Origin of the sequence: Bradyrhizobium semiaridum (assembly GCF_020329505.1) — a bacterium.
Taxonomy (GTDB): domain Bacteria; phylum Pseudomonadota; class Alphaproteobacteria; order Rhizobiales; family Xanthobacteraceae; genus Bradyrhizobium; species Bradyrhizobium semiaridum.
The window spans coordinates 1-21,129 of sequence record NZ_JAGKJJ010000003.1 but is presented as its reverse complement, the minus strand read 5'-3'; the positions used below and the strand labels follow the sequence as shown (position 1 = coordinate 21,129).

Sequence of the window (21,129 nt, the reverse complement as noted above, 5' to 3'; positions counted from 1 at the left end):
GCTGGGGGGATCGTGGGAGATCGGGAGGAGCTCAGGACTGCGTTTTGCGGTTTGCTTGAGGCGAAAGGTCTAACCCGTCCTGACGCTCGACCACTCTATGCTTATCGGTTTGCACGTACTGACTACGATCACGTTTGCAGCGTCCTGAAGCGGTTTGGTCCGTCGGCAGTTTTCGACCGGCATGGCGCCGCGCTCGTGGTTGCCTATGTGGCTGAATGGTTCCGGCGTGAGCGGAGCGGAGGCCATTGGGATTGGATTCGGCCGCTAAGGAGCATCGGCTACGAGTATGGACCCCATGCTCGCATTCAATATCGGGACATTGAAAACCTGGTGAGTTCTGGTTTGGCCGCGTGGCGTCGACCAGAACCGAGGGGCAGCGAACGGCTCCTCGCCATTGTTAGAGAGGCTGGTTTTCCGGTGGCCTCTGTTCGAGAAGATCCGCGAATTGCGTCGTGGCTCAAGAACGCGGTGAGGTGCGCGGAAAAAGGTTTCTCGGTTCGGGATTCAGTCGGTACGGAAGCGTGGCGCGTGTCAGATCGGTTGGCGCAAGCGCTTTTCGAGCCGGCCACTGAACTGTGCGACAAGATCATAGAGCTGCGCGCTTGCCTGCCCGGGCAGCAGGAGCGGGGGAGCGACCCAGTCGACTACCTCGATCAGACGAGACCGAACTGGCGCGACGAGCTTCCCTTCGACGTGGAATGCGAAGACATCCGCACAATGGTGGAGGAAATCGTGCGGCTGCGCGAAGATCCCGGAGCCGCCCTCGATGTAGTTCGCACTCTCGTTCTATCCGACGATGGATGGCGTCCCCGCGCGTCACTTGGATTGTCCGGCAATGTTGACCTGAAGCGACTACCTCCCAGCGTTAGTGAAGCCGTGCGAAATGGTCGTCGAGTTCGAATCTTTCCGCGGCCACCGTTCTGCGACGAGCTCGTCGCCGTAGCGGCCATCGAAACGGTCGAGGCTGATGACGAACCGGTGCACGAACTTCGGCGGTTCGTCGCGACATTTGAAGCTCCGCTTGCTTTGGCGAACGAAGCGCGACTTCTCGTGCAATCCGGGAATAGTACGATCGGCGAGTTCATTGCGCCTGGCGGAGACTCGCTGCTCCAGCCGATCATTGCCCTTCAGATCGAGCAAGTGAACGAGGACGGCGCTCCCAAGAGCCTGCGAGTCTTGGGAGGTTCGCCGGCCCAAACGGGCCGGCCTGTGCTCGCTCTTGCAATCCAAGAAGAATATTTCCATTCGGTTTCATTTTCTGATGGCTTTACAGATCTTGGACGCTGCGTTGAATCAGACCATCGCGTGGTCAGTTTCCAGGGAACCGCTAGCGCCGTACTTGGAGGAACGCGTTGGACATGGCGGACCGCCGCCGAGCGCGAAGTCGACGGTCGCTTGGTTCTCGTCGGAGGTCTCGTGCCGAGCGTGCGAGAGCCGGTCTTTCTTGGCGTTCCGCAAGTGTGGATCGAGCGCGAAAACCATTTGGCGACGCCGCGCCGCAAGTCGCTTCATTGGCGCCCGCGCGGAAGAGGGATTTGGCATCCGATCGACAAGGGCAAACCTTGGGGCGATGTCGACCTGGCTGTAATAGAAGACGACGAGCTGCGCTACGCGATAGGCGCATCTATCGTTCCGCCAAATTTCCAAATCGAAGTGGACCGCCGAAAGCGCGAGCTCCGTATTGCAGATGTGCAGACTCGAATCGTTGCGGCTCACGCCGAGGATAAGCTGAACATTCGATTGGACGGCGAGCGCGCCGTCATCGCTCTCGGAGTCCCCACAAAGGCAGCAACAATAACACTTAACCTCAGGTGGGATGCCGAACTCCAATTGACGTTTGCAGACCCGAGCTATGACCTGCGAATAGTCGATGAGAACGATCTCCTCATACGGTCAAGGACGACATTATCAGTCGATGCTCTAAAGGGGCTTCGGCTGATAGCAGCCCGGGAGGTTTCTCTGTGCATGGAATTGCGCGCAAACAATATTCAGCGGATTTCAGTCTGCAGGACCGTCTCGGGAGAAGTGCCGCTTTCAGCATTTGCCGACACCATCACTCAGTTGCTCGGTAGTTCGGAAAGCCTGGATGCTAGAGTCCGTCTGTCCGCGCTGGGCGCGAGCGATCACATAGTAGATGTTCGGTGGTATGATGACGAGATCGATCCCTTCAATGCGCCACCCGCAAATGCATTCGCCGCGCTCGGTGTCCTGCACCGGCTTGATGTCCGTGCATTTTGTCTAACGCGCCCCGCGGCCGGCATAGTTGACGTCGTGGCTCCCGCGAGCCAGGCGGTCATGCGATCGGAGCTCGCCAGCAAACTGCCGCCCGGGCCCTGGTTGATATTTGGACGGCGGCGACAAGGAGCCAAGATTAGGCCGAGGATCGTCCCATCGCTAGGAACAGGGGCCAAGGCAGAGGCGGAGAGTACGGCCTTGGAACGAGCGATCGAAATCGAGGCATCAGATGTGCGCCTGATTGAGCTTCTGCAAGCCTATTTGAAGCCCGATCAGCTTTCCCAGCGTGAGCGTCGAACGATCATGGACCTTCTTGTGCTCTCAAGGAAGGAGGGGCTCCCGATTTCCTCCGTAGACGCATTGAGGTTGCTCGGGCGTTGCCCCAAGCTCGCCGTCTCGCTGCTCGCGTCTTGCGAGTCGTTGGCAGAACGCGCCGCTTTGCTCGATCTTCAGCGTGAGTTACCATTTTTGTGGTGCTCCACTTCCGTTGCGGATTGGCTCGAAGCGTTTTCGCTCCGCCTAAAGCAGATAGGTGAAAAGCTTGCTGCTATCGGAATCGAAAGTGCAGCGGCGATCAGAAGCGTAGGTAGTGCCCTTGACGATATCGTCAATCTGAGGCCCGAGTTGTCGGGACATGCAAAATTTGTCTTTCTCGCTTGCGTCGCTACGGAAATGGCCAAGCTGAGAAGGACGATCGATGGAACAACGATCCATTTCCGTCAGTCCCCTCGTCGCGACGGAATTCGGCGCGAAGTGGATCGGCTGATCGGCCGGCACGATGACGATACATCGCCCCCGCAAAACATGTTCACTCCAAAAAGCCTGCTCTCAAGGCGACCGTACTTTGAGCCTTACAATTCGAATTTTGCCGAGGTTATCGCGGCGCCGCTGCTTGTCGCCGATCATGCAAGCGGAAAGACGACGCTAGAGCGAGACGAATTGCGGCGTAGTCGCGACGCGTGGCTATACGATCCGGAGTATTTCGAAGCCGTTTTTCCAATGGGGTTGGATGAAGTGCTTCATGATTCTGTGAGTGCTGGGAAGAAGGTGCGGGCATGATTGATCTCGATCGCATGATGACGCGGTTGCCGGAGCAGGCAGCTGACGCCATCATCGGAATGTTGCGTCCACGCTCTCGCACCCTAGCGAGTTACTTGCGTAGTGTCTGGGGGGCGCCGGCCGGAAGCCCCGGTTCCCTGATTGCCGAGCCGTTCGTGGAAGGTGCTTTCCCTTGGCTGCCATTGAAGGGAGGATGGTCAGGACTCGACCAAGGGATATTCGATCGCCGAACGATCGACGTGCTCAATTCCGTATCATATCCGCCATATGCTCACCAGGCGGAGGCTTGGAAGCGTCTGACGTCCGCCGATCCAAGCTCAGTGATTGTGTCCAGCGGCACGGGTTCGGGTAAGACCGAATGCTTTCTCGCGCCGATTCTCGATCGGCTCATTAGGCTGTCCGATCGGGGGCAAAGGCAGCTGGAAGGCGTGCGCGCTCTGTTGCTTTATCCGCTCAACGCGTTGATCAGCAGCCAAGAGGAGCGGCTGGAACGCTGGTTCGCACCCTTTGGAGGCAGCCTGCGATATTGCCTCTACAACGGCGAAACGCCTGAAACGGCCCGAGCCTCGGTGAGAGCCGAACGGCCGTGGCGAGTAGGCGACCGCACCGCCCTGCGCGCCTCGCCGCCACCAGTGCTCGTGACAAATGCCACGATGCTGGAATACATGCTGATCCGTCAAGTTGATGTGCCGATCCTTGCGCTGTCTCGTGGCACGCTGGACTTCATCGTGCTCGACGAGGCTCACTCGTACATGGGAGCCCAGGCCGCGGAGATTGCGCTTCTTCTGCGCCGCGTTGCGCTCGCATTTGGCCGTACGCCAGATCAGATTCGCTATGTGGCAACCTCCGCTACCATAGGCGGAGCCAATGCGAGGGCGGAGCTCCATGATTTCCTCTGCAATCTCTCTGGTGCACCACGTGACGCGGTGGGTGTTGTTGAAGGTTATCGCGCGCCCCTTCCGTCGATGCCGGCCGCTCAAGATGGTGGTCATCTTCCGATAAGCGACCTCTCCGACCTTGATCCGCTGGAGAGCGGCCGAATACTGGCCAAATCGAAGAGATTGCGAGCTGTGCGAGAAGAACTTCGGTCCGGCCAAATCTATTCCTGGCGTGGTTGGGCTCGCGAAGCGGCGGCGCTCGGTGTTGGACAGGGCGATGCGACAAAATTTCTCGTGGAAGCGGCCAGGGCGAGGGATCCCCAGGCCGAGCCGGCGATGGCTGCCATCGGCGGGGATTCCATTCTTCCAAACCGAGTTCACCTGTTTCATCGAACGGTGAATGGGCTCTGGACGTGCATAAATCCCAACTGCTCCAAGAGTCCTGCACAGGGAGCGGACGGCTCCGATTGGAACTATGGAGCGATTTTCTCGGAGGCTCGCGAACATTGTCCGTATTGCGAGTCAATCGTGTTGGAGTGGGTCTGTTGCCAGCTGTGTGGCGACGGAGCGTTGCGAGCCGAGGAGCTTGATGGTGGTTCCCGAATTGCAGCATGGAGCGAAGGTGACGACGAGGATGACTTCGAGCAGACGCTTGAGCGAGAAGACCCAAGCGAAGACGCAGAGGACGATGAAGCGGCGACGATAGATGCACCGACGCTTGTCTCACGCCGCTATCTGACCTATCCGCCGAAACCCGGGTCACGTCGACTGGACCTGGATTTGAAAACGGGAAGATTGGACGAGCATGCAAATGTAGCCTTCGCGGCAAGTCGGGACATCCTGGAATGCCCGTGTTGCACGCGCGCGCCAAATCGGTTTGATCCGAACCGCGGTGCATTGCGGCCAGTCGCTGCTGGCGCGCCGTTCCTGATGGCTCAGATCACTCCAGGCTTTCTTGCGGACTTGTCGCCGGAGCTTGATGCGTCAGATCCGCTTCCGTTCAATGGGCGCCGCCTGATCACCTTTACGGATGCCCGCCAAGGTACCGCGAGGCATGCGGCCAACGTGCAGGTCGCGTCTGAGCGGATGTTTGTACGATCATTCATTTACCAGTTCGTCCAGGAAGCTCCTCCGATTGACCAACAAGAGCTTGAGGCCCTGAATACAAGGATCGCGAGGCTCAGGGAGTTTCCAGACGATCCCGAATTCACCCGACTGGCAGAGGAGTCCGAGCGCCAACGATCGGCCATGCTGGACGGCGGCGCGAAGCGCTGGCGAGAGCTCGTCCAGCGGTTGGCTGGGCACACCACGGTCAATGCGTTCCTGAGAGACTTGTGGACCACAACAAACCGAGACGAGCGCTTCCAAGATCCAGAGGTGTTGGCGGAATTCCTGCTGTATCGAGAAGCGATGAGACGGCCAGTCCGCGCTAACTCGGCGGAGACGCTCGGATTATTCCGGTTTGAACTACCTGGGATTGACCGCGCGGAGCCGCGAGTTCCTCCGGCCGCGCAGCGCATTGGCATGACAGATGAAGATTGGCGCGACCTACTTCGTCTCTTGGTCACGCATTTCCTGCGGACAAACGTCGCGCTCGACTTTCCGCGGTGGTGGTTGAGTTGGATAGACCGACGCCAGAGCCATATCGAGGTCAAACCGTGGAGCCCTGGGGAGAGATCGAGCCGATATGTGCGTCTTTGGCCAAACGCGCAGGGCCCGCGGCTAACGCGAGTAGTACGGCTTCTATTTCAGGCGTTGCAACTCGATCCTGACAGCCGCACGGACAAGGACAGCGTGGACGAAGTACTCACGGCTGCTTGGCGAGCGCTCTTTCGTTTCTTGACTGCTTCGGACAACGGATTCCGTTTGCGGCTGGGAGACCTCGCTGTTGCTCGAGTCGACAGGGCATTCTGGTGTCCGACAACGAGAAGAGTGCTGGACACGACAATTCGGGGACGAAGCCCCTATGACATCGACGGGATCCACCCCGTCGCGATGCCCATTACAATGCCGCGCCTGCCATACACTTGGCGTCGGGATTCGGTCGGGCAGATCGTGACCGAAGATCGGATCGATAACTGGCTTTCAACTGATCCGATCATTGTGTCGCTGCGGAGCCTCGGAAGATGGGGCGACCAGCAGGATCGTGCTGCGAAATTCTCTCCTTGGATACGCGCGGCGGAACACTCCGCACAACAGCCGAGCACGACACTTCGCCGATACGAGAGAGAGTTCAAAGCTGGTAGGATCAACGTCCTTGGCTGTTCCACCACCATGGAAATGGGTGTCGATATCGGCAGCATCGAGGCGGTGCTAAATACGAATGCTCCGCCAGAAATCGCGAATTACCGCCAGCGCGTCGGTCGGGCAGGGCGGCAGCGTCAGCCGATAGCAGTAGGACTTACGCTCTGCAAAAATCGTCCACTCGACCAAATGACGATTTCGAATCCAATGGAGTATCTCCAACGTCAGGTGCGAACGCCTCGGGTAAGTCTTGACAGCCCGACCATCGCAACGCGTCACGCTGCTGCACTTCTCTTGTCGGAGTATCTTTCAAGTCTTGGATCGGAATTGCACAAGCTGACCAATCAGGCATTTTTTGGTCTCGCGGCGGAGGCGAACTCACCGACTGATCCACCACCGGCCTCGTCCTTCGTGGCTTGGCTCGATACCGTCCCATCGGTTCCGACGCTGTTGGATGAGCTGACATCGTTGCTGGCCGGTACTCCCATCCGGCCGGGTTGGGATCTCGTTGAGGCGCTGAGAGGTCGTATGGATCGGATCCACTCAGAGATCCAGGCAGAATGGCAAGCGCTGGCGCCTGCCATCCCGGAGGGCGTGGCTAAAGATGTCGAACTCGCGGCAATTAACAGGGCGCGAGAAGTTCAGAGACTTCGTTTGGAGAGAGGCTATCTACTAGGTGAGTTGGCCGGCAGAGGCTTCCTTCCATCCTATGGCTTCCCAACCGACGTCGTTCAATTCGTAACCGAGACAGCCAGCGAGAGAGCGGCACGAGCGCGCCGAGTTGAGGAGGGTGGAGCGCCGCAAGAGCAGAGCTTCGGTCGAGGTTATCCGTCGCGGTCACGCGAAGTGGGTATCTATGAATACGCGCCGGGCCGTGGGATCGTTGTAGACGGTGTTGTTCGCGAGTCTGGAGGCGTCACTCTCAACTGGCAAAGGCCCATATCAGAAGATGGCCTTCGCGAGATACAAAGCTTGAGAACGATGTGGTCCTGTAGGACCTGCGGCGCCCTGAGCTCAAAACCGTCCGCTGTTGGTGAAACGCCCTGCATCGAGTGCGGATCGAGTAACTTCACACCGATCAGGTATCTAAGTCCTGGAGGGTTTTCGGTAGATGTCCGGTTCAAGGTGCACGATGATCCATCTGATCTGGGCGGGTCGCGGGTTATAGACCCGTGGGTTTCGGCCCGAGAGGCGCCGTGGCGCTCACTGCCAGACCCTGACATCGGCCGCGTGCGTGCAAGCGCGGACGGAACGGTGTTCTGGTTCAATCCCGGGGATCACGGACACGGGTATGCAGTCTGTCTTCATTGCGGCCGTTCTGAAGCCGAGACAGTGGCGTCTGGCGGGTCTGGCCTAACAGGCCACAGGCCTCTCAGAGGTGCGCCAATGGCGGCCGATGGTCAAACCTGTACTGGCGCTCCGGAATACTCGCCCTATGCGGTCGTACGAAATCTCAATTTGGGGCATGAAATACGCACGGACGTCTGCGAGATCCAGCTCTATGACTGTCGTTCGAGGGACGTTGCGTTGACGATCGCTCTCGCGCTACGTGAAGCCGTGGCTAAGAAGTTGGGCATTGACGCTGACGAAATGGGCTTTGCGGCGCCGGCAGCGCCAAACAGCCGCGGCGTGGATTCTTATAGCGCAGTGATATTCGACAGGGCCAGCGGAGGAGCGGGTTTCTCGACCGTGATCGCACGCGACCCTGTGGGTTATTTGAGGGAGGCGCTTACTTTCCTCGACTGCTCGGCAATAGGTCGATGTGGAGATCGAGATGCGGTGCGGGTTTGTCCGCGTTGCGTTCTCGCGCCGGATGCGCAACACACAGTCGAAGGCACGGATCGTTTGAGTGCCTATGCATTGCTGGCACAGCTACTCTCACGCATTTCACTTCCGGAGCAGCATCGCCTGTTTGGGGTGCGGACGGTGTACGAGTCGGCTGCCCTTGCGGATGCGCTGAACGATTTGATCGCAACAAACCCAGCGGCCGAACTAACCCTGATGTTGCATGGTGACCCAAGTGCGTGGGATTTCGAACGATGGCCAGCCGCCTCCGTCGTAGAGCGGTGGGGTGCCCGTGGGCGCAGTGCATCGGTCGAAGTGAATGGGGCGATCTTGCGGCAAGCGGATGCGGTTACTCGCCGAAGAGTTGTTCTTTGGCTCGAAAGGGCGAGAGCCTCACTCCGGAATATGTCGCCGGGCAATGAGGATTTGCTTGCGGTGGCCACCGAGGTCGGACGAGAAATCACCGCCTGGCGATCGCTTGATCGGTCAGCTTATTCCATCGACTTGAATTGGGCGAGCACCACTGAGGCTCCCGTCGTCCGAGGCAACCTAGAAGCGGCGCCCGAAAGCACGGGGAATATTGATCCACACACGTTGCTTGTCGAAAGAATACGTGAAGCGATCTTCGAAGTCGGCGCTGAACTTGATGGGCCCGTGGACGGCTTTGGAAAGCGGCTCAAGGCTCTCATCGCGGGGCGGAACGATACTCTCGCGGCGGTGCTCTCAGAGCCTTGCATCGAACTGCGGTACTCAGATCGGTATCTTTTCAGTCCTCTCGTAGTAAGGCTTGTTTCCGAGCTGTTGAAAGGCTTTTCCGATCAGAACACCGAGATCGTCATAGACACTCTGCTGCAACGCCGTGACCAACGTCGCCCAAAGATGGGAACGACGGTCAAAGATGATTGGGCAGACATGGATTCTCGCACAGTTATTTTTGAACATCTGCTTAAGGGGGTGTCCCCTAAAGCAAGGCTAGGACTGCACCAGGATCTCGCTCACCGTCGTCGGCTCAATTTCCGAACCGCTCGAGGAGAAGGGACGATTTTCTTCGATCAGGGCGTCGGATCTTGGAGTCCGGTGGGGACAGTTGCCTTCAATCCAATGACTGCAATTGCGGACCAACTTCAGGCAATTCAGGCACCATTTCTTGTTAAGAACGGAGGAAATGGCACATTTTTGGCGTGCAGGCTGGATTGACGAATTGGGAACGAAATGAGAACAGTGGTAGCCTGACATCTGGTGGTGCTCGATTCGCCGAGTTGGGGTTGGAAGTGAAGGTCGCGGGATTATTCGCCGGTGTTGGGGGACTGGAGCGGGGCCTTGCTGCGGCAGGGCATGAGCCAAGCCTGCTTTGCGAAATTTGGGAGCCCGCTCGTGCCGTCCTCGCGGCGAGGATGCCTGACGTTCCCTGTAAGCGGGACGTTCGAGACCTCAAGACCCTTCCGAGGGAAGTCGACCTGATAGCAGGCGGATTTCCCTGCCAGGATCTTAGCCAGGCAGGCCAAACTCTGGGTATTGGAGGCTCTCGGTCAGGACTAGTGGGTGAAATCTTTCGTCTGCTCGACCGAAGGCGCGTGCCATGGGTCGTGCTTGAGAATGTTTCATTCATGTTGCAACTCGACAAAGGAAGCGGCATGCGTACCCTGGTCGAAGCATTTGAGGAGCGCGGCTATCGCTGGGCTTACCGCGTCGTGAATAGTCTCTCGTTCTTGCCACAACGGCGGGAGCGTGTGCTTTTCGTCGCGACTACGACTGACGTCGATCCTGCTTCGGTCATTCTGACGGACGAAGCTGAGCCGAATGTGCTCCCAACCAATCTCGATAGATATGCTCACGGTTTCTATTGGACCGAAGGAATACGTGGACTCGGGTGGGCCCCTGATTCGATTCCTACATTGAAGAATGGCTCGACCGTTGGGATCGCTTCTCCACCCGCGATCTTGCTGCCTTCAGGGGATGTCATTACGCCTGACATTCGGGATGCAGAGCGCCTTCAAGGTTTTCCGGAGAATTGGACCCGTCCGGCAGAGCAGGTTTCTCGTGCTTCGCTTCGCTGGTCGCTCGTCGGGAACGCCGTCACAGTGCCGGTTGCAGCGTGGTTGGGCAAACGCCTAGCTCGACCCGGCAAGTATCACGCCGATCGAGATGGCGCACTTCCTGCGAGTGGCAGGTGGCCAACGGCGGCACGCTATGACGGGAACGGCCGATATGCAGTTCGAATCAATTCCTATCCGAAATGGGAAGCGCGACCCGCATTAACGCAGTTCCTCCGTCACGATGGAAAACTCCTTTCGGCGCGTGCCACGCGGGGGTTCCTTTCGAGGACCGAGCGAGCAAAGCTGCGCTTTGCGGACGGCTTTCAAGATCGACTTCGCGAGCATCTCTTTCGGATGGACAACCTTGAGAACGCCAAGTTCGCTGTTGCTGCCGAATGAAAGCGGCGCGCCCCGATCCCGAAACATCCGCACGAATGGCGCGGATAAGGCAACGGGGTACAAAGATCGAGACGATCGTCGCGACCATGTTGCGCGATCTAGGGGCTCACTATCGCAAGAACGTTAAGAAGCTCCCTGGCAGTCCTGATTTTGCAAACCGCTCGAAACGCTGGGCTGTCTTCGTAAATGGATGCTTTTGGCATCATCATAAGGGTTGCCTGAAAGCGACAATCCCCAAGTCAAACCGGAATTTTTGGATTGCCAAATTCCGTGACAATCGACGCAGAGACGCTCGGTGCGTAACTCGTCTCCGCCGCGAGGGTTATCGCGTCATCATCATCTGGGAATGCCAAGAGAACCGGATCCGAGACAAGCTAGCTAAGATCCTTGAACCGCGTAGCGTAGATACCTGACAGCCGAGCGATCATGTTTTCATAATTGTAGATGTCGCCCTGGGGTGGCGCGGGAGGCCCCTGGATGAGTTTAACAGCACTCCCATCGTTCGCCATGTTTATCACGACGATCGAGATCGCGTCGTAGCCAACGTCGCCCACCTTTGAACGACGCGGAAGCTGCTTGATTTTATCAATTGCGAGCTGGGCGTCTCGCGGCTGTTTGTGCTGACTCCACTCTGCATCGGACGATCTGTTCTTCTTGTTCAAATCCGGGCTGAGATAACTCTCTGCGACATTCACCATGGTAAAGGCGACTGCGATTGCTTGGTCACTTGCTCCGTGAACCGTGAGGTGCGACGAGTTTAGTTCATCGTACAGGCGAGGAAGAGCGCGTTGATGCGCCGTCATACAGGCTTTGGCTTCGAGCGCCATCAGTACTGAACCGACCGGCGCGCGAGCGAGTTGCGGAAGTTTGTTAAAGGCGCTTTGCTCCTCTCGCGTAAGTTCAATTTTGTAATTCCTTCCCATCCTTTCCAATGTCTCAGCGGTGGTAGGGCCGCCCGGCGTACAGAGCACTAAGTCGAGGTTCTTCTTCCGGTCGTGAACGAAGTCCCGCATTTCGTGGTTGATGCCGAAGCAGACTGCGCCCGCTTCCACGTGACGCCTCAGAAGCGGAGTCGACGCCATCAAATCGAAGACCACCCCCCAACAGGCAATCTTTGAGTGATGGTCACTGCGCGAATGATACTGCCAGTTATTCTGATAGCGGTCGCGAATGTTGGCCGATGACAATGTTCGCGCCAGTATTGTAGGCCCATTCATTCGCGCCTCGATTTTTCGGTCCAATTTCTCACGTTTATCTGATTCCCTGTTCCCGCGGCCCTTCGACGGCCCTCCAGCGACGAGAAGCATGGTCTTGGCGAGCCGGACCGATCTCGGTTGTTCGACCACTGATCAAGAGTCCGGTGTCTAAGAGAAGCCAAACTGATGCTCACGTTCCGTTTTGGGGCTGACTCTTCAGTGAACGCTCCAGTGGAAGGAGGCCGGGAGCCCGAGCGGTGGAGCTAGTGTGACTTTCGTAGGGCATAGGAGACTAACGCGCTGGTTGCTATGGCAGGTGGGGTGGTAGGCTAGTTGCGATTCTCGCTGGGGAAAAGGGGGGCGCGATATGGCTGTCGCATCGTTCAAGACCAATCCTTACGGGCTGCATGAACTGTTGAAGAAGTGCGAAGGCGGACTTCTTCAGTTGCCTGACTTTCAGAGGAGTTGGGTTTGGGACGAAGACCGAATAAAGAGCTTGATCTCCTCGGTCTCGCGCGGTTTTCCAATTGGGGCATTGATGACGCTGGAAACGGGAGGGGTGGTTGATTTCAAGCCCCGACCCATCGAAGGCGCGCCGGATAATGCAGTCACTACCCGGCCTGAGGCACTCTTGCTTGATGGCCAGCAGCGAATGACCTCACTTTACCAAGTGTCGCTTCGGGGCAAGGTGGTGGAGACCATCACGCCGAAGAAGAAGAGGGTCAAACGGTTATTCTATATCGATATCGTCAAGGCGCTCGACCCAACCGTGGAACGGGATGAAGCCATTGTGTCCGTCGGAGAAGATCGGCTCCTGGCGGAGGACTTTGGCCGCAAGATTGTGCTCGACCTGACCACGAGAGAGAAGGAATTCGAGCGGCTGATGTACCCAGTATCAATGATCTTCAACTGGGACGAATGGCAAAAGCAGTTCATCGAACACTTCATGAAAGACGGCGAGTTTCCGAAGAAGTGGGACGTGCTTCGCCAATTCAAAGAAAATGTTCTTGATAACTTCATCCATTACCAGGTGCCAGTAATCGCCTTGGGGGCGGGCACTTCAAAGGAAGCTGTCTGCGTTGTGTTCGAGAAAGTGAACACGGGCGGGAAGGCTCTGGATGCCTTCGAACTAGTGACTGCGATGTATGCCGCCGATGGTTATGAGCTGCGTCGCGATTGGTATGGAAAAGACGGGGAATTCGGCCGGCAGCATCGCTTCAAGGAGATGTTGAGGCCAGCCGGTCAGGACTCGGGCATCATTGCGGCGGTTTCGAATACGGACTTCCTGCATGCTGTCTCCCTATTTCACGCACGAGAGCGGAGGCGCGAAGCGGAAGCAGCTGGTAAGCAAGGCAAAGAATTGCCGGCTGTCTCGGGCAATCGCAACGCGCTGCTAAATCTTCCACTTGATGCCTACAAGAAATACCAAGCGCAGGTCGAAGAGGGCTTTGTGCGGGCTGCCAAGTTCTTGCACATGCTGCACATCTATCGCGTATTCGACTTGCCTTATCAAACTCAGATCATCCCGTTGGCCGCGATCCTAGCCGATATAGGAGCCGCTTGGGAGCACGAAGCCAATCGGGCTAAGTTGTCACAATGGTATTGGAATGGGGTTTTCGGTGAGCTTTACGGATCTGCTGTCGAATCCCGCATCGCCAGGGACTTCCTGGAGGTGCCCGCGTGGCTGAAGGGCGGGGCGCTACCGTCTACCATTCGTGACTCGACTTTCAGGGCTGAACGGCTCAAGACCATGCGTATGCGCATCTCCGCTGCCTACAAAGGCGTCAACGCGTTGCTAATGAAAACCGGCGCGGAGGACATTCGCTCTGGCCAAAAATTTGATCACATAGTCTTCTTTGGCGAGAACGTTGATATTCACCACATCTTCCCGAAGAAATGGTGCGAAGATCGAAAGATCAAGCCGGCCGTGTACGACTCCATCATCAACAAGACGCCGCTTGCATATCGAACCAATCGGATCATCGGTGGGGCAGCGCCGTCTATTTACCTTTCGAAACTTGAACAGGGCGATAAGGAGACGCCGCCTATTTCAATGCAAAACCTCGATGGCTATTTGCGCTCGCACTTGATTGATCCAAGCCTGCTCAGAGCCGACCAGTTTGAAGCGTTCATGATAGATCGGCAGGAGCGTCTGTTGGCTCTGATCGAGAAGGCGACCGGGCAATCAGCTTATCGAGGGGAAACCGAGGACGAGGAGGCTGAGACCGATTCGGAAACCGCCGAGGCCGAACTGACGATCGCGGCTTAACGCGGCCGAGCCGCTTTGCGCGGTGCTCTGGCGTCAAGGACTGCCGTAAATCGGCGCAACTTGAACCAGGGCCTTGCCGGAAGGCGATCGATCAATACGATGCAAGTTGTCGTAGGTATTGTGCTATGGCAGCCGGAACACATTAGTCACTGGACAGCTCGCGACTGGTAAGGCTTGGTCGCAAAGCTTTTCAGTCGGGCTGGAAGCGGTGTCTCCTTCCAGAGAACGATTGGTTAGAGGGTGGGAGCCGGTCTTGGTCCAAGGCGCAGGCCTGACGCTTTGTTTTCGAGAACTCGATGCGCCACGGGTGAAAAACCGTGGTTGACCTGCGAGAGCTAGGGTTTGGATGATTCTTGAGGCGGCTGAGGCGCAGTTTGTAGCTTATGATGCTGGTCGGGCTTCGCAAAGCGGACGGGCATCCGATAAATACTGAGCCGCCGTCTACCTGTCAGATAGCTAGCTTCGTCTGCATTGACGAATGCTGCTTGTTATTTGTCTGGCCGCTTGCTGTTTAATTCTGGTGATCGTCGCGGTGATGGTACTGGTGGTCGTTGCGATGGTTATGTTGAGTGTCAACAGAATTGCGATTGTGAAAAAGAATTCCAACCCACACGCACCCACAGGCTAGGACATTGTGTCCTTTGAGCTTTCCGCAGCGGGTGGAATTTATCCCCGGAAAAGTGACTTTGTTTTCCGGGTAAAGACCGTCGTTAAGGCGAATCGCCGCTTCACCTTTCAGGGAATCGCGGATAAGTGCGGAAGGTGGACGACGCCTCCTACAGCGCCGTCCACCGCCTGGTGGTGAGTCTGGGACTCCCCTCCGCAACGAGAGCGTTTCTGACGCATCTCCAGGCATCCTGTCAATCGGATAGCGCGCGAAGCACCGCTTCACGCGGCGGAGAAGCTCGGCCATGTCGGACAAACTGCAGGTGCATTTCTGGATGTTGAGTGCGAACGCCGAAGGTCAGTTGGCCATCGGCGCGCTCATCGTCATCGTGTTGGTGATCGCCGCTCTCATGTTCTGGCGACGGCGCGGCTAGTTTTATGCCGGTTCCCCCGCTATCTTTGCGTGCATAACGCGGGGAGGGCTGGCGTATGTTGGAGAATATCTCAAAGTATTGGGCGTTGCTGACGGTCGCTGCATTCGCGGTCGTTTCCGTGTTCAACATTGGCTACTTCTACATCATCGGTCTTCACTTCATTGGAGTAATGGATCTCACTAATGTCATTTATTCTGTCGGATTGGTTCTCGGCTTTCTTCTGCCGCCGCTGTTCGCACTCCCGGTAGGCGCGATCGAGGACTTCCGAAAGGCTGCCAAGCAGCCCGACGCGCTTAGCCGTTACTTCAAACCTATCAAATGGGCGTCCTGGGCGGTGATCGCGTTCTTCTGTGTGGCGCTGTTCTTCACACACAACTTTCTCTCCACGATGACGCTCTTTTCGATCACCTTCGGGGCCGCTGCCGTGTTTGGCAGTTTGGTCGCCTACATTGCCTGGCAAAGCGGCGCGAGCCGGTCTTGGGTCGTTTTGGCCGGCCCTCTGAGTGCTTCGGCGCTGGCTATCTTCTGGATTGGCGGCAACATCGCGGACCATGAGGCACGCTTCAGTAAGACCACATACAGGATCACGACCAAGGACGCGGAGTATTCAGAGGCACGTCTCGTGCGCTCGTCATCGACGGGATTTATCGTCTCCCACGACAAGCGCTTCATGTTCGTGCCGTCAGGTGAGGTGAAGTCGATTGCGCAGATGAACCCCTACGTCGAATAGGGAGGCGTCGCCATCTTCGCTTTCGGCTGGCTGTCGTTCGCCGGTTCTGCCTTGGGCGCGGTATGTTGAGCAGGGGCTTTCACCTCGTTGCTACTCACCCAACCGCTAAAAGCCCGCCCGAGCGGTGCTTGAACCCCCCGGCGAGCCGAAAGATGTGCGAGCCATCGTAGCGCACCTGCAAAATGCGCCCGTCCTTGAGAAGGACGAGCTTCTCATCGCGCTATTGCTTCTAAAGCGCGGACCGACGCAGTATCCGTCTTGACTACGCATGCTCCGGCCAACCGCACCTGAGTTTCGCGGACAGCACCGTTTTCCTCGGTCCAGGTAATTGGGCGGCCGCTGAATAAGGTAGCTCCGGAAACTCGGCGGTGACCGAGCAGGGACTTTCTGCAGCCTCATCTCGATGGCGTACCGGAAAACGACTTATAGGCGGGAAATGCACCTTAAACCTTTGCCCAATTACAGCAAACGAGTCCGCCCTCCGAGCGCGCCATAATTCGCAAGTCGAGGGCGGTGCTCACGGTGCTGGTGAATACGAGTGTGCCAGAGCTGTCGAAAGCGGAACGCAAGCTCACTGTGTGACTTGCTCGTCGCCTTCAAGATTTCACCCCCCATCCTAAGTAATGATGAGTTTCACCGGAGAGCTCGCCGCAATGGCGATGCCATTCTCAGGGCGGCACTCCGGACAAGTGTCGCCGATCGATTCCAGCACTTCCCGAATCTCGGCCTCGGCCTGTCCCGCAGACAGTCCTGCCGGCGGATATTGTCTCGCGATTTCCAGCGCTCTGTCGCGGGCGTGAGGATCGGCACGATCTTTCATCCAGCCATGCTCCTCGCATTCACGGACGGCACCTGCGTCTTGCAGTAGGGAGATCGCCCAACCACGCAATGTTCGGATTCCCGGCCGTCTTTCTCTCGTCTTCAGCATGAAAATCGCTCCTGCCCGGACGAATCCTCTCGCCCGTTGCTCGTTCCGCGCGGTTAGCACGGGGCAGGGATTCCATTTTGCGGGAGGCTAAGCTTGTCCACGTGTTCCGCAGGAGAACCTACGCTGTGGTCGCTGGATCTTCCTTCTCGCCAGTGGCGACGACCTTTAGCTTCCCATCGGGAAGTGCCCGTTGCAGCGCTTTGGCCTCATCCCAGGGCGCCCGCAGCCAAGTGTCGTATTCTTCGGCGGTCGTCAGAATCGCGGGCATTGCCTTTGGGTGGACGCGTTTCACCTCCGCGTTTGGCTCGCAGGTCAGGAAACCGAATACATCGGCGGTCACTGGGCCTTCCTTAACCTTCCGCACGGATGTCCAATTTGTCCAGATGCCTGCAAAAGCGGAGAGGGGTCGAGACTCGTCAAGCGCGAACCACACCGGCACCTTCTTCCCGTCCACGGTGTCGTACTCGGAAAACGAAGTCAGCGGGACCAGGCAGCGATTGTCCGGCCCGAGCCATCTCTTCCAATGTTTACTGCTGGTGTTGCGGATATTGGTCGTGCCGCTGTCCGGCTCCATCCGCAGCAACTCCTTGAAGTCGACCGTTTTGCCCTTATCCTGAAGCTTCTCGGCTCGCTTCTTCGCCGCCTTCATCAGCGCTTCCGAGGAAGACGGCATACCCCAGCGCGCCATGGCGACTTCGCGCCCGTCGGGCACGTTGCGGACGATCGGGGCTGGGTAGTCCGGGAAAATTCCTGGCATGCTAGGTAAGTTGCCGACGCTGCTGTTGAGTGCGCCAAACAAGCGACGGATCGCGTCCACGTTCTTCGTCATCGAGTAGAGATTACACACGTTCAGGTCTCCGGAGGTGCCTGGCGAGGACGGCCTGTCAGTTGCAGAAGGGTAGCCCCGGGCCGTCGGCCGGCCTTAGCACACTTACTGCAACGAAGCCGGCTTGCGAGGTCGTGGACCGACGTGGTGGGGGGATGCCGCAGCGCAGCCAGATCGACGTCCCTTTTGGTCTTGCACCGCGAGCACTCGATCTCGAGCCAGGAGTATCCGCCGTTCACGGCCTGGTCGATCGTGGGGGATGGATCGACTGGTCCTCCATCGGCCCACATCTTCTCGTTCCAAGATTCGCAGAGCAGCTTGTCCGCCTGCTTGATGAGAGCTTCGCCCTTGGCGCGGGCCTCAGCCGACTGCGAGCCGAGGATCGCGGTCATTGCACGGGCTTTGCCGAGCTCCTTGCCGAGTGCCTTTCGGTCGCTTCCTGACAAGGGCGTTGGATGGTGCTTCGGGGCCATGCGCCGTGCCTAGTCGAACGTTGGCCAGCAGCCATCCTCTTCATGACGCCCCGTACGGTGCGTACAGGTATTGCCCAATAGCCGCTGGCCGACCTCTTTCCAGATCGTTTCTGCACCGTAGAGACGGGTGGCGTCGGTCCTCTGGATCTCGACTAACCTGCCGCATCGGCGGCATCCCACCCGTAAGAGATGTTGAGGAATTTGGCTTAGCCGCAGCGCTCCGGCAGAGGGGACCGCCGGCCTTACTTCGGCGCAAGCGTCCTCCAGAAGCGCCCGCCAGTATTCCGGCGGCAAATCGGCGTCAGGAGCTAATCCTGCGGTCGGCATCGGATGCGGGCGGGCAGCAGCGGCCATTTTTTCCATCTGCTTCGGGTTGGGCATCCGCCAGCTCGCGGGTCGGTCGGACATACCCAATTAGAACATAAAGGGAACAAAAGAGTCGATACCCCTCCCGTAGAAATCATGCGGTGGGCTTCGTGGGTTGTCGGAACCCGGTGCTCCCATCCGTCTTGAGTCAAGTACCCGAAGACCGGAGTTCCGCGTACATGGCACCGCGCGCCAATTGGAAAGGCTTTCTGCGATTGTCTCTGGTGACCTGCCCGGTTGCGCTCTATCCCGCTACCTCGGAGAGCGAGAAGATTTCCTTCAATCAGCTAAACCGACAGACCGGCCATCGCATCAAGTATCTGAAGGTCGATGCGGACACCGGCGATGAGGTGCCGAACGAGGACAGCGCTGGGCGTTGCTTGATAAGGTGAGCTCGACAAGCATCGAGATGGGCTCCGGATGGGCGGCCTCTCGCGCTCGTCAATTGCGCGATCCGACGGTGGGAGCTCCGATCCTCGTTCCGAGAGGACGCTACGACGCTACGACCACGCGATCGAATTCAGACAGGTCTGCTTTGCGCAGCTATCGAGACATAGCTGCCGCAAGCCCTTCACCGCCGCCTGTGAACCATCAGCGAAGTTACAGCACAAGCCAATAAGGTCCGCTTAGTAGGGCGGAGCGGACTCGATTTGCTCTGTGTGAGGTCTTCGCATTTTGACCCTTAGCGGCCCATGAGGTGGCGCTACACACGGCTCGACCTGTGGATCGACGATCCTGCGCTAAAAGGTGCGTCATCATCATCTGGCCAAGTAATAGGAACGGTCCTAAGACGCGCCCGTTTCCCACGCATGAAGAAACCCTTAGCGCCCCGCCCAAAAGCTGCGCCAGGACTGACGCCCGCTCTCGAACGGAATATCCAGGCGCTGGTCGAACGAAGGAAGCGGGAGCAAGCCAAGGCGTCCATTCAGCAGAAGGTAGCCGATGCGATAACTTCGTTCACCGGCAGTATGCTATTTGCTTACCTACACCTATTCGCTTTTGGATTTTGGATAGCTGCAAATATCCGGTGGCTCCCAGGAATTTCACCATGGGATGAAAGCTTTGTAGTGCTCGCTATGATCGCTTCTGTAGAGGCAATCTTTCTTTCGACCTTTGTGCTGATCTCTCAGAATCGTATGGCTGCGGAAGCAGATAGAAGGGCTGAGTTGGATCTGCAGATCAGTCTCCTCACTGAACATGAGATTACAAAGATGGTCGCGCTCCTCAATGAAATAGCCAACAAAAATGGGATCGATCCCCGCCAGGACGAAGAGCTTCAGGAAGCTGCCTCAGACATCGCACCGGAGCGAGTTCTCGATAAGATTGAAGAGACGAGGGCCTAGCTGAGTGCGACAACGTTCCTGCTGCGAGAAGCCAGAAGCCCAATCTTTACATCACGCCTATCGATGTCGTCTTCTGGCCCTTAGCCGACGGTTGCTTGGAGTGCCGCGATGTCCGCTGCCGGGAGGGAAGCGGACCAAGGCCGAGCGGGGCGCCGTGGTCGGCTTTTGTCCCCTTCTGCGAAGTTGCGCTCGGTCTCAAGGAGGTTCCGCTTGTCGCGGCAGTGCGAACCAGATTTGCTCAACCTGAGTTCTTCCCGTTTTGACCCATAGCTGAGCTTTCAGAGGCTAGATTCAGGTTTTCGAACCGTAACGCTCTCGCCGATCTCGAAGCTCATCAAATCCTCGCCGACCTCAAGCGGCCCCTCATAGATTTCACGGGTTGCCGCGATCAGCGCTTCGATAGTCGGGGCGGCCACGGTCTGACTGGCGAGCATGACGAGGTGGGTGAAGGCGGCGAGCTTCGGCCGTGTTTGCGCAAATACGCGTCCGGCTTCCTGCGGCGAGGTGTGATGATTGATGATGCGCTGGATGTCGGCTTGGCCCAGCAGTTCCGGCGGAGCCATCGCAACCTCGTGCACCAGCAGATCGGCTCCCTCGCCGTAGCGGAGCAAGTTCACGTTGTAGCGAGTGTCGCCGGAGATCACCGCGACCCGGCCTTGATACTCAATGCGAAAGCCATAGGCCGGCTTGATCGCGTCGCCATGATCAACGGTGAAGGCGATGACGCGCAGGTCGCCGGCTTGATAGACGACGCCGTCTTCACCAAATTCTTCTACTGTGACTGCCACATGCTCGCGGGCGAGCTTTTCGTCCTCGACACGAATCTCGATGTCGTGCGCATAGGCTGCTTGCAGATGATGCATGAGCCTCGCTGTGCCGACCGGGCCGATCACGTTGAACGGTCGGCGACGGTTGCCGAAATGCGAGCTTAGCCAGCCGGTCAGCCAGAGATCTGGAATGCCGACCGTGTGATCGGAATGAAAATGCGTGAGCAACAGCGCATCGATCCGGCCGATCGGAACACCGAGCTGAAACAATCGCATAGTGGCGCCTCGGCCGGCATCGATCAGCACAGTGTGGCTGCCCGCTTCGATCAGCGTGCTTGGGCCAAAACGATCAGGACGGGGGATTGGTGTCCCCGTCCCGAGGAGCGTCACGCGAAAATCTGATGTCACTGTTACTGGACCTTGATGCCGGCGTCGGCGACGACCTTGTGCCAATGCGAAACCTGATCGCCGACCAGCCGGCCGAATTGTTCGGGCGTGCCGCCCGCCGGTTCGGCGCCGATCTTTGCAAGCGCCTCGCGCGCTGACGGCTTCTCC

13 protein-coding genes and 1 pseudogene are annotated in these 21,129 nt (G+C 57.9%); 9 read left to right on the top strand and 5 right to left on the bottom strand.

Annotation, left to right across the window (positions count from 1 at the left end; genetic code table 11):
- Positions 1–12: 12 nt before the first annotated feature.
- From J6500_RS04745 to J6500_RS04730, 4 genes are read left to right on the top strand one after another with little or no spacing between them, the layout of a single operon-like run.
- Positions 13–3,294 (top strand): STY4851/ECs_5259 family protein, encoded by a 3,282-nt coding sequence (locus J6500_RS04745; protein ID WP_225711524.1) that lies wholly within the window; start codon positions 13–15, stop codon positions 3,292–3,294.
- Entirely contained in the window at positions 3,291–9,398 is a 6,108-nt protein-coding gene (locus J6500_RS04740; RefSeq protein WP_225711523.1) for a DEAD/DEAH box helicase family protein, read from the top strand. The genes J6500_RS04745 and J6500_RS04740 overlap by 4 nt, the downstream gene beginning before the upstream one ends.
- The gene (locus tag J6500_RS04735; RefSeq protein ID WP_312018191.1) at positions 9,383–10,636 is read left to right on the top strand and encodes a DNA cytosine methyltransferase; all 1,254 of its coding nucleotides are present in this window, start codon (positions 9,383–9,385) and stop codon (positions 10,634–10,636) included. Before J6500_RS04740 ends, J6500_RS04735 begins: the two co-directional genes overlap by 16 nt.
- Positions 10,633–11,049 (top strand): very short patch repair endonuclease, encoded by a 417-nt coding sequence (locus tag J6500_RS04730; RefSeq protein ID WP_225711522.1) that lies wholly within the window; start codon positions 10,633–10,635, stop codon positions 11,047–11,049. Before J6500_RS04735 ends, J6500_RS04730 begins: the two co-directional genes overlap by 4 nt.
- Here the strand turns inward: J6500_RS04730 and J6500_RS04725 are convergent.
- Entirely contained in the window at positions 11,011–11,982 is a 972-nt protein-coding gene (locus J6500_RS04725) for a hypothetical protein (RefSeq protein WP_225711521.1), read from the bottom strand. The genes J6500_RS04730 and J6500_RS04725 overlap by 39 nt on opposite strands.
- Before the next feature lie 217 nt (positions 11,983–12,199).
- Here J6500_RS04725 and J6500_RS04720 point away from each other — a divergent pair, with 217 nt between their 5' ends.
- From J6500_RS04720 to J6500_RS04715, 3 genes are all read left to right on the top strand, one after another.
- Complete coding sequence (locus tag J6500_RS04720) at positions 12,200–14,101, top strand: GmrSD restriction endonuclease domain-containing protein (protein WP_225711520.1); 1,902 nt, start codon at positions 12,200–12,202, stop codon at positions 14,099–14,101.
- A gap of 911 nt (positions 14,102–15,012) precedes the next feature.
- Positions 15,013–15,141, top strand: coding sequence for a hypothetical protein (locus tag J6500_RS31935; RefSeq protein ID WP_283842883.1), 129 nt, complete (start codon positions 15,013–15,015; stop codon positions 15,139–15,141).
- 55 nt (positions 15,142–15,196) lie between these two features.
- Positions 15,197–15,871, top strand: coding sequence for a hypothetical protein (locus J6500_RS04715; RefSeq protein WP_225711519.1), 675 nt, complete (start codon positions 15,197–15,199; stop codon positions 15,869–15,871).
- Between the two features lie 616 nt (positions 15,872–16,487).
- Here J6500_RS04715 and J6500_RS04710 read toward each other — a convergent pair.
- From J6500_RS04710 to J6500_RS04700, 3 genes are all read right to left on the bottom strand, one after another.
- Positions 16,488–16,799, bottom strand: a complete 312-nt coding sequence (locus J6500_RS04710; protein WP_225711518.1) for a hypothetical protein — start codon at positions 16,797–16,799, stop codon at positions 16,488–16,490.
- A gap of 118 nt (positions 16,800–16,917) precedes the next feature.
- Entirely contained in the window at positions 16,918–17,646 is a 729-nt protein-coding gene (locus tag J6500_RS04705; protein ID WP_225711517.1) for an SOS response-associated peptidase, read from the bottom strand.
- 2 nt (positions 17,647–17,648) lie between these two features.
- Complete coding sequence (locus tag J6500_RS04700) at positions 17,649–18,098, bottom strand: hypothetical protein (RefSeq protein ID WP_225711516.1); 450 nt, start codon at positions 18,096–18,098, stop codon at positions 17,649–17,651.
- Between the two features lie 545 nt (positions 18,099–18,643).
- Between J6500_RS04700 and J6500_RS04690 the strand changes: the two are divergent.
- A pseudogene (locus J6500_RS04690) lies at positions 18,644–18,829 on the top strand (Ku protein); the annotation flags it as partial.
- A gap of 444 nt (positions 18,830–19,273) precedes the next feature.
- Complete coding sequence (locus tag J6500_RS04685) at positions 19,274–19,807, top strand: DUF1003 domain-containing protein (RefSeq protein ID WP_225711514.1); 534 nt, start codon at positions 19,274–19,276, stop codon at positions 19,805–19,807.
- A gap of 278 nt (positions 19,808–20,085) precedes the next feature.
- On the opposite strand, the gene J6500_RS04680 is transcribed toward J6500_RS04685, so the two are convergent.
- Entirely contained in the window at positions 20,086–20,964 is an 879-nt protein-coding gene (locus tag J6500_RS04680) for an MBL fold metallo-hydrolase (RefSeq protein WP_225711513.1), read from the bottom strand.
- Positions 20,965–21,129: the final 165 nt, after the last annotated feature.